Source organism: Streptomyces sp. Xyl84 (genome assembly GCF_059731885.1).
Genome location: NZ_AP029182.1, coordinates 2,685,446 through 2,698,307 on the forward strand (window position 1 = coordinate 2,685,446; position 12,862 = coordinate 2,698,307).

General features: G+C 71.3%; 13 protein-coding genes. 5 read left to right on the plus strand and 8 right to left on the minus strand.

Going from position 1 to position 12,862, the window contains the following annotated elements; translation table 11 throughout:
* Position 1: 1 nt before the first annotated feature.
* Complete coding sequence (locus AC6I72_RS11400; protein ID WP_366729064.1) at positions 2 to 373, minus strand: effector-associated constant component EACC1; 372 nt, start codon at positions 371 to 373, stop codon at positions 2 to 4.
* A 551-nt stretch (positions 374 to 924) separates the two neighbouring features.
* Positions 925 to 2,013 carry a redox-regulated ATPase YchF gene (gene ychF, locus AC6I72_RS11405; RefSeq protein ID WP_498000677.1) on the minus strand — a complete coding sequence of 363 codons (1,089 nt, stop codon included), beginning with the start codon at positions 2,011 to 2,013 and terminating at the stop codon, positions 925 to 927.
* A 420-nt stretch (positions 2,014 to 2,433) separates the two neighbouring features.
* Between ychF and AC6I72_RS11410 the strand changes: the two genes are divergently transcribed.
* Positions 2,434 to 2,895: a DUF6542 domain-containing protein gene (locus tag AC6I72_RS11410; protein ID WP_498000678.1), complete on the plus strand. Its 462-nt coding sequence runs from the start codon at positions 2,434 to 2,436 to the stop codon at positions 2,893 to 2,895.
* A gap of 162 nt (positions 2,896 to 3,057) precedes the next feature.
* Here the strand turns inward: AC6I72_RS11410 and ppgK are convergent, their stop codons facing one another.
* Complete coding sequence (gene ppgK / locus AC6I72_RS11415; RefSeq protein ID WP_498000679.1) at positions 3,058 to 3,816, minus strand: polyphosphate--glucose phosphotransferase; 759 nt, start codon at positions 3,814 to 3,816, stop codon at positions 3,058 to 3,060.
* A 68-nt stretch (positions 3,817 to 3,884) separates the two neighbouring features.
* Positions 3,885 to 4,901 (minus strand): 4-hydroxy-3-methylbut-2-enyl diphosphate reductase, encoded by a 1,017-nt coding sequence (locus tag AC6I72_RS11420; RefSeq protein WP_498000680.1) that lies wholly within the window; start codon positions 4,899 to 4,901, stop codon positions 3,885 to 3,887.
* A 141-nt stretch (positions 4,902 to 5,042) separates the two neighbouring features.
* Between AC6I72_RS11420 and xseA the strand changes: the two genes are divergently transcribed.
* Both xseA and AC6I72_RS11430 read left to right on the plus strand, forming a co-directional pair.
* Positions 5,043 to 6,263 (plus strand): exodeoxyribonuclease VII large subunit, encoded by a 1,221-nt coding sequence (gene xseA, locus AC6I72_RS11425; protein ID WP_498000681.1) that lies wholly within the window; start codon positions 5,043 to 5,045, stop codon positions 6,261 to 6,263.
* Positions 6,260 to 6,508 (plus strand): exodeoxyribonuclease VII small subunit, encoded by a 249-nt coding sequence (locus AC6I72_RS11430; protein WP_498000682.1) that lies wholly within the window; start codon positions 6,260 to 6,262, stop codon positions 6,506 to 6,508. Before xseA ends, AC6I72_RS11430 begins: the two co-directional genes overlap by 4 nt.
* A gap of 628 nt (positions 6,509 to 7,136) precedes the next feature.
* Here the strand turns inward: AC6I72_RS11430 and AC6I72_RS11435 are convergent.
* Positions 7,137 to 7,661, minus strand: a complete 525-nt coding sequence (locus AC6I72_RS11435; protein ID WP_498000683.1) for a DUF4245 domain-containing protein — start codon at positions 7,659 to 7,661, stop codon at positions 7,137 to 7,139.
* 127 nt (positions 7,662 to 7,788) lie between these two features.
* Between AC6I72_RS11435 and glpX the strand changes: the two genes are divergently transcribed.
* On the plus strand, positions 7,789 to 8,823 hold the full coding sequence (gene glpX, locus AC6I72_RS11440) for a class II fructose-bisphosphatase (RefSeq protein ID WP_498000684.1): 1,035 nt from the start codon (positions 7,789 to 7,791) through the stop codon (positions 8,821 to 8,823).
* Positions 8,824 to 9,094: 271 nt separating this feature from the next.
* On the opposite strand, the gene AC6I72_RS11445 is transcribed toward glpX, so the two are convergent.
* Both AC6I72_RS11445 and AC6I72_RS11450 read right to left on the minus strand, forming a co-directional pair.
* Positions 9,095 to 9,472, minus strand: coding sequence for a WhiB family transcriptional regulator (locus AC6I72_RS11445; RefSeq protein ID WP_498000685.1), 378 nt, complete (start codon positions 9,470 to 9,472; stop codon positions 9,095 to 9,097).
* Between the two features lie 99 nt (positions 9,473 to 9,571).
* Positions 9,572 to 10,246, minus strand: a complete 675-nt coding sequence (locus tag AC6I72_RS11450; protein ID WP_498000686.1) for a DUF1707 SHOCT-like domain-containing protein — start codon at positions 10,244 to 10,246, stop codon at positions 9,572 to 9,574.
* A 165-nt stretch (positions 10,247 to 10,411) separates the two neighbouring features.
* On the opposite strand from AC6I72_RS11450, the gene AC6I72_RS11455 reads away from it, so the two are divergent.
* Complete coding sequence (locus AC6I72_RS11455) at positions 10,412 to 12,085, plus strand: fumarate hydratase (RefSeq protein WP_498000687.1); 1,674 nt, start codon at positions 10,412 to 10,414, stop codon at positions 12,083 to 12,085.
* Between the two features lie 73 nt (positions 12,086 to 12,158).
* On the opposite strand, the gene AC6I72_RS11460 is transcribed toward AC6I72_RS11455, so the two are convergent.
* Positions 12,159 to 12,725 (minus strand): nucleoside deaminase, encoded by a 567-nt coding sequence (locus AC6I72_RS11460; RefSeq protein ID WP_498000688.1) that lies wholly within the window; start codon positions 12,723 to 12,725, stop codon positions 12,159 to 12,161.
* Positions 12,726 to 12,862: the final 137 nt, after the last annotated feature.

The following is a 12,862-nucleotide window of genomic DNA, read 5'->3' on the forward strand; positions in this document are numbered from 1 at the left end:
CTCAGCTGCCCGGTCGGTCTGTCACTTCCTCGTCAGCGTCCTTCAGAAGCTCCGCGATGGACTCTCGCATGCGTCGGTCGAGCTTCGTCGCCTCCACCCGCACGGTGCGCCTGCCGTTGGACACCGTCCAGGTGCTGGTCCGCCCGAGACGCGCCTCCAGCCAGATGAGGAAGGCGGTCAGGGCTTCTTCGATCACCTTCGGGTGCTGAGAGGCGAACGCGAGTCCCTCGTCCAGCAGGCCCATGTCCCCTGGCGCACTGGGCCTCTTGATGATCTCGGCCGTGAAGTCCGGCCTGCCGACCTGCCGGTTGACAGCGTCCTGGAGCGAAGAAAGATCCTCCGAGCCGTCAACACAGACCAGACTGATGCGCACAGCCGGACCCCCCTTGTGTCACCGATGCAAGTACGCGCGAGTATAGCGGCGCCGCTCGGATCCCCGCCGCGTCTGCATGCCCTTCCCCGCCCGCCCGCGGCTGCCCATCGCCCACTGGCAGTTCTGCACGGACCACGGTCCGACCACAAACACGAAGGGGACGCCACTGCGCCGACATCCGGAAGCGGCCCGACGGTAATCGGTGGGCCCGCTACCGCGACCTCGGCGGCAAGGAGCACGCCCGCCCCTTCCGGCGCAAGATCGCGGCAACAAGCCCTGTGACGTACAGGAGACAACCGCCCGATACAAGGGCCTCGTGCCGGTCGGCGCCACGACCGCACCCCCGTGTGGCCCGACTCCGAGGAGCGGACCGCGCCGCCGTCGACAAGGCGTACGCGGACCCTTCCGCCGATGACCAGCCGCGGGCCGGCGAAGCGGCGCAGCCGCTCCCCCGCGTGCCGGACCCATCCAGCACGCCACGGACACTCCGTGGACCGCAAAGGCCGCCCAACCCGCTCCTGCGCAGGTCAGACGGCCTTTCGCCGAACGTATTAGACGTTGAACCGGAACTCCACCACGTCCCCGTCCTGCATCACGTAGTCCTTGCCCTCCATGCGGGCCTTGCCCTTGGCCCGGGCCTCGGTGACGGAGCCGGTTTCGACGAGGTCTTCGAAGGAGATGACCTCCGCCTTGATGAAGCCCTTCTGGAAGTCGGTGTGGATGACGCCGGCGGCCTCGGGGGCGGTGGCGCCCTTCTTGATGGTCCAGGCGCGGGATTCCTTGGGGCCGGCCGTCAGGTAGGTCTGCAGGCCGAGGGTGTCGAAGCCGACGCGGGCGAGGGTGGCCAGACCCGGCTCGTGCTGGCCGACGGACTCCAGGAGTTCCAGGGCCTCCTCCTCGTCCAGCTCGGCGAGGTCCGCCTCCAGCTTGGCGTTGAGGAAGATCGCCTCGGCGGGGGCGACCAGGGCGCGCTGCTCGTTCTTGAAGTCCTCGTCGGTCAGCTCGTCCTCGTCGACGTTGAAGACGTAGAGGAAGGGCTTGGTGGTGAGCAGGTGGAGGTCGTGCAGCAGCTCCGCGCGTTCGGTGCCCTGGAGGATGCCGTGGGAGAAGAGGGTGTCGCCCTTCTCCAGGATCTCCTTGGCCTCCTCGACGGCCTTGACCTTCGGCGCCACGTCCTTCTTGATCCGCGACTCCTTCTGGAGGCGCGGGAGGACCTTCTCGATCGTCTGGAGGTCCGCGAGGATCAGCTCGGTGTTGATCGTCTCGATGTCGTCCTTGGGCGAGACCTTGCCGTCGACGTGCACGACGTTCTCGTCCTTGAAGGCGCGGATGACCTGGCAGATCGCGTCCGACTCGCGGATGTTCGCGAGGAACTTGTTGCCCAGGCCCTCGCCCTCGCTGGCGCCGCGCACGATGCCGGCGATGTCGACGAAGTCGACCGTGGCCGGCAGGATCCGCTCCGACTTGAAGATCGAGGCGAGCTGGGCGAGGCGACCGTCCGGAACACCCACGACACCGACGTTGGGCTCGATCGTGGCGAACGGGTAGTTGGCCGCGAGCACGTCGTTCTTGGTCAGGGCGTTGAACAGGGTCGACTTGCCGACGTTCGGCAGACCGACGATTCCGATCGTGAGCGACACGTTGCGACTTCCCGTACGTGAGGAGACTGGGGGCCAGGGGGCCGATCCACCAGTCTACGGCGTGCGGCGTCCCGTCTTCGCGACGGTTCGAACGCCTGGCCAGCCGGCCGGCCACCACAGGACCGCCACACCCGCGCGGCGTGTCAAACGGCCTATTCAACACATAAACAGACCTAGGTTGGTCCAGTGGAGCAACACGGGACGCGACCTCAGCAGCACGGACCGCGACGCGGCAGGCCGCCGCTGCCCTCGCAGGCGGCCCAGGGGCGTACGCAGCCGCCCCGCCGGGAAAGGGGGCACGGGCAGGGCGGCGTCGCGGACCGGCGTCCGGCGCGGCGTCCGGGTCCGGTGCCCGCCCGGCGCGCCCCGGCCGCCGCGCGGAATCACGCCCCGCCCCCTGTCATACAGCGGCTGCGCCAGGTGCCCAACCCCCGGCTGACGGGGCTCGGGGGCGGCCTGTTCTGCGGTGGGGTGATGTTCGTCCTCGGCTGTCTGGACGCCCTGCTGCTGGACGCCTCACCGGCCGTGTACGGGGTGCTGTTCCTGCCGGTGTGCGTGCTGACCGCGGTGTGGATCCGCAGGGGCGACCTGCTGAGCGCGCCCGTGGTGGTGCCCATCGGGTTCGCCGTGGGACTGCTGCCGGTGGCCGACGGCGGTGAGGGGCTCCTCGGCACGCTCATGGGCCTGGTGACCGCGCTCGCCACCCAGGCGGTGTGGCTGTACGCCGGGACGCTGGTCGCGGGGGTCACGGCACTGGTGCGGCGGGCCGCGTCGGCGCCCGCCCGGGCAGCGGAACAGGCGGGGGCGCGAGGGTGCGAGCGTGCGGGGGCAGGGGCAGGGGCAGGAGCGGAGAAGGGGGCGGCGGCCCGCAGGCGCGGGTGACCTCCGGGCCGTGCGGCCCTCTCAGCCCCACAGCGTGCGCCCCCCCCCGGCCCGGCGCCCCCGGCAGCGTGCGGCCCCCTCAGCCCGGCGCCCCCGGCAGCGGCCTCTCGGCGCCCCGCCGCGCCGCCTCCCCGTCACGCCCAGCGGCCTCCCGCCGCCCGCTCACGCCTCGCTCGCGCCGCCCTCCGCCGCGCGCATCGCCGCGCCCACGATGCCCGCGTTGTTCTGGAGCCGGGCCGGGACGATCTCCGCCCGGACGCCCTCCAGGTAGGGCAGGAACTTGTGGGCCTTGCGGCTGACCCCGCCGCCGATGATGAACAGCTCCGGGGAGAAGAGCATCTCCACGTGGGCGAGGTACTTGCGGACGCGGTGGCCCCACTGCTCCCAGGACAGGTCACCGTCGTCCTTGGCCTTGCTGGAGGCCCGCTTCTCCGCCTCGTGGCCGTCCAGCTCCAGGTGGCCCAGCTCGGTGTTGGGGACGAGGACGCCGTCGACGAAGACCGCGCTGCCGATGCCGGTGCCGAAGGTGAGCAGCACGACGGTGCCGCCGCGGCCGCGGCCCGCGCCGAAGTGCATCTCGGCGACGCCCGCCGCGTCCGCGTCGTTGACGACGGTCACCGGCAGGCCGCCCAGCCGCTCGCCGAACAACGCGCGCGCGTCGGTGTCGATCCAGCTCTTGTCGACGTTGGCCGCCGTACGCACCGTGGCGCCGCCGGTGACCACGCCGGGGAAGGTCAGTCCGACCGGTCCGGTCCAGCCGAAGTGGGCGACGACCTCCCGGACGCCGTCGGCCACGCCGTCGGGGGTCGCCGGGTGCGGGGTGAGCACCTTGTGGCGCTCCTGGGCCAGGTCGCCCTTGTCGAGGTCCACCGGGGCACCCTTGATCCCCGACCCGCCGATGTCCACACCGAAGATCTGCATGGCTCCACGTTACGGCGTGCCACCGACAGTCACGCCGGCCGTGTCCCCGCGCGGGGACGCGGACCCGCTCAGCCTTCCGCCGTGCCCGACCCGCCGCGCCCGGCGGCCAGCTCGGCCGCCTCCTCGCGCAGGTCGCGGCGCAGCTCCTTGGGCAGCGAGAAGGTGATCGACTCCTCGGCCGCCTTGACGATCTCCACGTCCCCGAAGCCGCGCTGCCCGAGCCATTCGAGCACCTGCTCGACCAGGACCTCCGGCACGGAGGCGCCCGAGGTCACGCCGACCGTGGTGACGCCCTCCAGCCAGGCCTCGTTGATCTCGTCGGCGAAGTCGACCAGGTGGGCCCGGTCCGCGCCCGCGAGCTTCGCGACCTCCACCAGCCGCTTGGAGTTGGAGGAGTTGCGGGAGCCGACCACGATGACCAGGTCCGCCTCGGCGCCCATCTGCTTGACGGCGAGCTGGCGGTTCTGCGTGGCGTAGCAGATGTCGTCGCTGGGCGGCGAGATCAGCTGCGGGAACTTCTCCTGCAGCGCGTCGACCGTCTCCATGGTCTCGTCGACCGACAGGGTCGTCTGGGAGAGCCAGACCACCCGCGACGGGTCGCGCACCTCGACGTTCGCCACGTCCCCGGGGCCGTCGACGAGCTGGATGTGGTCGGGAGCCTCACCGGAGGTGCCGATGACCTCCTCGTGGCCCTCGTGCCCGATCAGGAGGATGTCGTAGTCCTCCTTGGCGAAGCGGACGGCTTCCTTGTGGACCTTGGTGACCAGGGGGCAGGTGGCGTCGATGGTGGCGAGGCGGCCCCGAGCGGCCTCCTCGTGCACGACGGGCGCGACACCGTGCGCCGAGAACATCACGATGTTGCCCGGCGGCACTTCCTCCGTCCGCTCGACGAAGACGGCGCCCTTCTTCTCCAGGGTCTGTACGACGTACTTGTTGTGGACGATCTCGTGCCGGACGTACACCGGGGCCCCGTACTGCTCCAGGGCCTTCTCGACGGCGATCACGGCGCGGTCCACGCCCGCGCAGTAGCCCCGGGGGGCGGCGAGCAGGACACGGCGGCCAGACGTAGCAGTCATGGGCCCCATCGTAAGGCCGTCCACGGCGCGTCGAAGATCCCGAGGGGGCATGGAGCCCCGGGAGCACTCCTGCGGTGCCCTCACTGTCGGCCGGGCCCGCGTCGTCGCCGGGCGCCCGCGTTGTCGGTGGTGACCGTTACGCTCGCGGGCATGGCTGTCTCCACGTCCCCCGAAGCCCCGCTTCCCGTCGGCGAGGTCTCCCGGCTCATCGGCGGCTGGATCGACCGGCTCGGCGCGGTCTGGGTCGAGGGGCAGATCACGCAGCTGTCGCGGCGGCCGGGCGCGGGGGTGGTGTTCCTGACGCTGCGCGACCCGTCGTACAACATCTCCGTCGGCGTGACGTGCTACCGCGAGGTGTTCGACGCCGTCGCGGACGTCGTCGGGGAGGGCGCCCGGGTCGTCGTGCGCGCCAAGCCCGAGTGGTACGCCCCGCGCGGCCAGCTGTCGCTGCGGGCGGCCGAGATGAGACCGGTGGGCGTCGGTGAGCTGCTGGCCCGCCTGGAGCAGCTGAAGAAGACCCTCGCGGCGGAGGGGCTCTTCGCGCCGGACCGCAAGAAGCCCCTGCCCTTCCTGCCGCAGCTGATCGGCCTGGTGTGCGGCCGGGCCTCCGCCGCCGAGCGGGACGTCCTGGAGAACGCCCGGCACCGCTGGCCCGCCGTCCGCTTCGAGGTGCGCAACGTGCCCGTGCAGGGTGTGCACGCCGTCCCGCAGGTCGTGCAGGCCGTCAAGGAACTCGACGCGCTCGACGCCGTGGACGTGATCGTCGTGGCGCGCGGCGGCGGCAGCGTGGAGGACCTGCTGCCGTTCTCCGACGAGCAGCTCGTCCGCGCGGTCGCCGCGTGCCGGACGCCGGTCGTCTCGGCGATCGGCCACGAACCGGACACGCCGCTGCTGGACTACGTCGCCGACCTGCGCGCCTCCACGCCCACCGACGCGGCCAAGAAGGTCGTGCCGGACGTCGGCGAGGAGGCCGAGCGGGTACGGCAGCTGCGCGACCGCGCGCGCAGGTGCGTACAGGCGCACGTCGAACGGGAGGAGCGCGGCCTCGCCCACGCGCTCTCCCGGCCCGTCATGCAGGATCCGCACCGGATGCTCGACGAGCGGGCCGACCACGTGGCCGCGCTTCTGGACCGGAGCCGGCGCACCCTGCGGCACCTGCTGGACCGCGCCGACTCCGAGCTGGGGCACACCCACGCGCGCGTGGTGGCCCTCTCCCCCGCCGCGACGCTGCGGCGCGGGTACGCCGTGCTGCAACGGGCCGACGGGCATGTGGTCCGCGATCCCGGCGAGGTGACGGAGCAGGAGACGCTGCGGGCGCGGGTCGCCGAGGGCGAGTTCACGGTTCGGGTCGACACAGGGAAGAGTCAATGACGAGCAGGACACCGGCGGCCGACGAGACGCTGGGCTACGAGCAGGCGCGGGACGAGCTGATCGACGTCGTCCGGCGCCTGGAGGCGGGCGGGACGAGCCTCGAGGAGTCCCTCGCGCTGTGGGAGCGGGGCGAGGAACTGGCCAAGGTCTGCCGGCGGTGGCTGGAGGGCGCCCGCGCCCGGCTGGACGCCGCACTGGCGGAGGAGGCCGCGCACGACGAGGACGAGGAGGGGGACGAGCGGTGAGGGGGCGCGCGGCGTGAGGTGCCGCGCGGGCGTGCGGTAGGGGTCGCTACGCGTGGACAGGTCGCCACGGGCGCGGTGACAGACCACGCGGCTCGGTGACACACGCACGGGCTCGGTGACAGGCCGCGCGGGCCCGGTGACACACGCACGGGCTCGGTGACACCTGCACGGGTGCGGTGGCAGGCCGCGCGGGCTCGGTGGCAGGCCGCGGGGGCGCACTGTGAAGGGTCACGACAAGTGACGGCCGCAGGCGCGCAGTGGCGGCGGCCGCGTGCGTCGGCCGCAGGAACACGGTGACGGGCCGCCGAGGGCGGCGGGCCCGCGAACGGGGGCGGGGCGGGCGCCCGGCGGGCACGAGGACCGCTGCTGGGGCCGGGCTGCCGACGGTCGGCGGACGGCAGGCGGCAGGCGGCAGGCGGCAGTCTGCACCCCCCAGCCGGACCAACGCCGAAGGACCCCGGCGCAGGAGGAGGGGCCGCCCGAGGCAGGACGAGGGGGACGAGGGGGCTGACGCAGGACAACGGGGCGGAGGCAGACCGAGAGCCGACGTAGACCGAGGGGTCGACGTAGACCGCAAGGCCGACGAGCCCCGGGAGGCCGGGGCGGCGGCCCGCGTCGGGCCGGCCGCTCAGGACGTCTGCAGTGCCTGCGCCATCTTCGTCAGCTGGGCGAAGGAGGCCGTACCCGCCACCACCGTCGTGTCGCCCTTGGCACCCTCCGACACGAGGGCGTCGTAACGGCCGCCGCTGTACCGGGTCCAGGTGCGGCCGCCGATGTTCTGCGTGACCTTGGTCGCGCGGGAACCCTGGCTGGCGTCGTCGATGAAGTCCTTGCGCTTCTGCGTGGACTGCTCGATGGCCACGTACTGGCCGTCGGGGTCCTGGAAGCCCAGGTGCCAGCGGTCTCCCTGGTCGGCCTGGTAGCGGACCGAGGTGGCCTTCCACGTGTCCGGCAGGCCCTCGGGGGCGGCCACGGGGTAGGAGGCGGCGCGGCGCGCCGTGAGCAGTTCGACGCGGTAGTCGACCCGCTTGATGTCGGGAGCGTGATCGTCGTGCGGGACGAAGAGGTAGACGACGCCGGCCGTCGCCATGATCACGATCAGGGAGAGGATCGTGCCCCGGACTGTCTTCTGCTTGCCGTTCGAACCTGCCACGCCCCCTATCGTCGCAGGTGTCCGATCCGCTCATCCGTGGGGTCCCCTGCTCATTCTGTCCGCCCGGCGATAGAGTCATGGCCAGAACCCTCATCCGGCCGTCGTCGTATCAGAAAGGTGCGCTCCGATGACCGAGCATCATCACTTGCCGTCCGAGCTCGATGTCCCCTCCGAGGCTCCCGACCGCAACCTCGCCCTCGAACTCGTCCGGGTGACCGAAGCCGCCGCGATGGCCGCGGGCCGCTGGGTCGGGCGCGGCGACAAGAACGGCGCCGACGGCGCCGCGGTCCGCGCCATGCGGACCCTCGTCTCCACCGTCTCGATGAACGGCGTCGTCGTCATCGGCGAGGGGGAGAAGGACGAGGCCCCGATGCTCTTCAACGGGGAGCGCGTGGGCGACGGGACCGGTCCGGAGGTCGACATCGCCGTCGACCCGATCGACGGCACGACCCTGACCGCCAAGGGCATGCCCAACGCCATCGCCGTGCTGGCCGCCACCGAGCGCGGTGCCATGTTCGACCCGTCCGCCGTGTTCTATATGGACAAGCTGGTCACCGGGCCGGACGCCGCCGACTTCGTCGACATCAACGCGCCGGTGTCGGTGAACATCAAGCGGGTCGCCAAGGCCAAGCGGGCCACGCCCGAGGACGTGACCGTGGTCGTCCTCGACCGGCCGCGCCACGAGGGCATCATCAAGGAGATCCGGGAGACCGGCGCCCGGATCAAGCTGATCTCCGACGGTGACGTGGCCGGCTCCATCCTGGCGCTGCGCGACGGCACCGGCATCGACCTGCTGCTCGGCATCGGCGGCACGCCCGAGGGCATCATCTCGGCCTGTGCCGTGAAGTGCCTGGGCGGCACGATCCAGGGCAAGCTGTGGCCCAAGGACGACGAGGAGCGGCAGCGGGCGATCGACGCCGGGCACGACCTCGACCGCGTGCTGACCACCGAGGACCTGGTCACGGGCGAGAACGTGTTCTTCGTCGCCACCGGCATCACCGACGGCGAGCTGCTGCGCGGGGTGCGCTACCGCTCGGAGACGGCGACGACCGACTCGATCGTCATGCGCTCCAAGTCCGGCACGGTCCGCCGGATCGACTCCGAGCACCGGCTGAGCAAGCTGCGCGCGTACAGCGCGATCGACTTCGACCGCGCGAAGTAGCGGACCGGCTCGGCCTGCCGGACGACCGGCCTGCCGAGCCGACGACCTGCGCCCGGCACGACGACGGGGCGCCCCCGGTGCGGAGGGGGCGCCCCGTTCGCCGTACCGAAGACAACCGCACGGTCGGCCTGCCGCACCGCCGACCGGCGGCAGCCCTGACCCGGATCCGGGCCGCCGTCCTGGAAACCGGCCGCCCCTCAAGCCCGATACCCCGAAGCCGTACGCCCGACGGGCCCCGGTCCCCCGCCTCCCCCGCGGGACCGCCGCCCCGCTAGCCGGCTGCCGCTATGCGGCCCGTCGCGCGGGCCACCTTGTCCAGTTCCAGGTCGCGGCGCCTGCGGCGGGCCAGGACCACGCGGCGCTCGGCGGCGGTCAGGCCGCCCCAGACGCCGTACGGCTCGGGCTGCAGCAGTGCGTGCTCGCGGCACTCCACCATCACGGGACAGCGGGCGCAGACCCGCTTGGCCGCCTCCTCGCGGGACAGCCGCGCGGCCGTGGGTTCTTTCGAGGGTGCGAAGAACAGGCCGGCCTCGTCGCGCCTGCACACCGCCTCGGTGTGCCACGGTGCGTCTTGGTCCCTGTCTCGCACCGGTCCCCGCTGGGCCGGTACGGCAGCGACCTGCAGGGACGAATGCGGCGGTTGCAGCACGGTCTACTCCTGACGACGGCTTCGCGAGCGAGAGACGATGCAGCAAGGCCTACCCGCTGTGCGCGGGCCTATGCACTCAGTGGTGAACCGGCCGTTTGCTCACAGGTGCTTGCGCACATGTCTGTCGACCTTGCGCTGCACCCGGTCGAGGATGTCCGCGACGAGCTTGCCGCGCTTGGGCCGCGCCTCCACATTGCCGAAGACGGCCCAGCCGTCGACGTAGACGACGGGCGCGTCGGGGTCGGCCGCGTCCAGCGTGTCCACCTCGAAGTTGCCGAGGACGCCGCCGCCGGTGCCGCGCAGCGACACGTTCTCCGGGACGCGGATCTGGACGTCGCCGAAGACGGAGACGGCCTTGATGACGACCTGCTGGTACTCGAAGGTGGCCTCGCTGAGATCGATCTCGACGCTGCCGAAGACCGAGTACGCGTGCAGCCGCCGCCCGGCGCGCCAGCGGCCCTTGCGGGTGGCCGCGCTGAACACCGCCACCACGTTCTCGTCGGCCTGCGGGAGTATCTCGCCGTCGGCAGGGCGCTTCGGGGGGTACGCGGCGGAGGTGCGGTTCCGGTGGGCGGCGGGCAGGTCCTGGATGAAGACCTCCAGTTCGCCGACGGTCTTGGCGTTCAGCACCCCCTCGACGCGCTCGGCGTGCTCGTCGGCCGTGAGGCGGCCCTCGGCGAGGGCGTCGCGCAGCATGTCGGCGATGCGGTCACGGTCGGCGTCCGAGGCGCGCAGCTCCGTGGCAGGGGGCGCGGTCTGCTTCTGAAGGTCCACGGCAGCAGCCTACCCAAACACGATAGATCGCGACACCTCTTCGGCAAGGGAACCGGCGGGAACTGAGCGGGACCTCACAGACCCGCCGTCGGCGGCAGGTTCTACGCTGGTCGGTGCCCGCCAGCGTCGGCGGGCAGCCGTCCGTAGAGTGAGGAATGGGCTGAGATGCCTGAGTTCGCGTACACCGATCTGCTCCCCCAGGGTGAGGACACCACTCCGTACCGGCTGGTGACGTCCGAGGGCGTCTCCACCGCCGAGGGGCCCGACGGGCGTACGTTCCTCAAGGTCGAGCCGGAGGCGCTGCGCAAGCTCGCCGAGGAGGCGATCCACGACATCCAGCACTACCTGCGCCCGGCCCACCTCGCGCAGCTGCGCCGCATCATCGACGACCCGGAGGCCAGCGCGAACGACAAGTTCGTCGCCCTGGACCTGCTGAAGAACGCCAACATCGCGGCGGCCGGCGTGCTGCCGATGTGCCAGGACACCGGCACGGCGATCGTCATGGGCAAGCGCGGGCAGAACGTCCTCACCGAGGGCGAGGACGAGAAGGCCCTCTCGCGCGGCATCTACGACGCGTACACCAGGCTGAACCTGCGCTACTCGCAGATGGCCCCGCTGACGATGTGGGAGGAGAAGAACACCGGTTCGAACCTCCCCGCCCAGATCGAGCTGTACGCCACCGACGGCGGCGCCTACAAGTTCCTGTTCATGGCCAAGGGCGGCGGCAGCGCCAACAAGTCCTTCCTGTACCAGGAGACGAAGGCCGTCCTGAACGAGTCCTCCATGATGAAGTTCCTGGAGGAGAAGATCCGTTCGCTGGGCACGGCCGCCTGTCCGCCGTACCACCTGGCGATCGTGGTCGGCGGCACGAGCGCGGAGTACGCGCTGAAGACCGCGAAGTACGCCTCGGCGCACTACCTGGACAACCTGCCCGCCGAGGGCTCCCCGCTCGGCCACGGCTTCCGGGACAAGGAGCTGGAGGAGAAGGTCTTCGAGCTGACGCAGAAGATCGGCATCGGCGCGCAGTTCGGCGGCAAGTACTTCTGCCACGACGTGCGCGTGGTGCGCCTGCCCCGGCACGGCGCGTCCTGCCCGGTCGCCATCGCCGTCTCCTGCTCCGCGGACCGCCAGGCGGTCGCCAAGATCACGGCGGAGGGCGTCTTCCTGGAGCAGCTGGAGACGGACCCGGCGCGGTTCCTGCCGGAGACCACCGACGAGCACCTGGACGAGTCCGGTGACGTCGTGAAGATCGACCTCAACCAGCCGATGGACTCGATCCTCGCCGAGCTGACCAAGTACCCGGTCAAGACCCGGCTGTCGCTGACCGGCCCGCTGGTCGTCGCCCGTGACATCGCGCACGCGAAGATCAAGGAGCGGCTCGACGCGGGCGAGGGCATGCCGCAGTACCTCAAGGACCACCCGGTGTACTACGCCGGTCCGGCCAAGACTCCCGAGGGCTACGCCTCCGGCTCCTTCGGCCCGACCACGGCCGGCCGTATGGACTCCTACGTCGAGCAGTTCCAGGCGGCGGGCGGCTCCAAGGTGATGCTCGCCAAGGGCAACCGCAGTAAGCAGGTCACCGACGCGTGCGACGCGCACGGCGGCTTCTACCTGGGTTCCATCGGCGGCCCGGCGGCCCGCCTCGCCCAGGACTGCATCAAGAAGGTCGAGGTCCTGGAGTACGAGGAGCTGGGCATGGAGGCCGTCTGGAAGATCGAGGTCGAGGACTTCCCGGCATTCATCGTCGTGGACGACAAGGGCAACGACTTCTTCACTTCGCGGGAACCTGAGCAGCCGACATTCACCAGCATCCCGGTGCGGGGTCCCGGCCTGCGCTGACCCCTCGGCGCGACGGGCGGAGCCCCCGGCGGTTGCCGGGGGCTCCGCCCGTTGCGCGGTCGCGCGGCGCGGTTCAGTACGGGTGGCGGTCCGGCTTGGCCTCCCAGGCCTCGTACGCCTTCGCGCCCAGCTCCGGGAAGATCTGCTCGATGTGGATCCGGCGCTGGTCCAGGGGCTTTTGGAAGTCCTCGTACTGGAAGGCGTCGTCGAAGCCGATCTTCCGCGTGGCGTCCAGGTCGCAGCTGAAGTAGACGCTGTCGATGCGCGCCCAGTAGATGGCGCTCATGCACATGGGGCAGGGCGCGCCGCTGATGTAGATCGAACAGCCCTGGAGCATCCGGGCCCGCTCCGGAACGGGGTCGGGGGAGCCTTCGGGGCGCGGCACGTATTCCAGGCTGCCCTCGTTCTGGTGGTCCTCCGAGATGGTGGGGGCCTCGGGGTTGAGGAGCTGGGACGCCTTGTGGATGGTCTCTATCTCGGCGTGTGCGGTCGGGTCCCCGGTCAGCAGGACGCGGTTCTGGCCGCGGGCGAGGATCTCGCCGTCCCGGGTGATCACGGCGCCGAACGGGCCGCCCCAGCCGTGCTCCACCGACTCCGTGGCCAGGCGCACCGCCTCCGCCAAGAACTCCTTGTGACCCATCACGACCTCCGCTCCGCGCCCGCCCCGGCATTCGGGTGTGGATTTCCCCTTACCCCGATCCCGATTTTTACCTGACCCCGATTTTTGTTATCGATTTCTCCCGCTTGTCCGGTAAGTCCCTTTAGGATTACGCTACT

Bases quoted from the DNA above. Each gene is read 5' to 3' on its own strand.
- AC6I72_RS11430 (WP_498000682.1), top strand. From the start codon at position 6,260: ATGACGAGCAGGACACCGGCGGCCGACGAGACGCTGGGCTACGAGCAG.
- AC6I72_RS11455 (WP_498000687.1), top strand. From the start codon at position 10,412: ATGCCTGAGTTCGCGTACACCGATCTGCTCCCCCAGGGTGAGGACACC.
- ppgK (WP_498000679.1), bottom strand. From the start codon at position 3,816: ATGCAGATCTTCGGTGTGGACATCGGCGGGTCGGGGATCAAGGGTGCC.
- AC6I72_RS11420 (WP_498000680.1), bottom strand. From the start codon at position 4,901: ATGGGGCCCATGACTGCTACGTCTGGCCGCCGTGTCCTGCTCGCCGCC.
- xseA (WP_498000681.1), top strand. From the start codon at position 5,043: ATGGCTGTCTCCACGTCCCCCGAAGCCCCGCTTCCCGTCGGCGAGGTC.
- glpX (WP_498000684.1), top strand. From the start codon at position 7,789: ATGACCGAGCATCATCACTTGCCGTCCGAGCTCGATGTCCCCTCCGAG.
- AC6I72_RS11460 (WP_498000688.1), bottom strand. From the start codon at position 12,725: ATGGGTCACAAGGAGTTCTTGGCGGAGGCGGTGCGCCTGGCCACGGAG.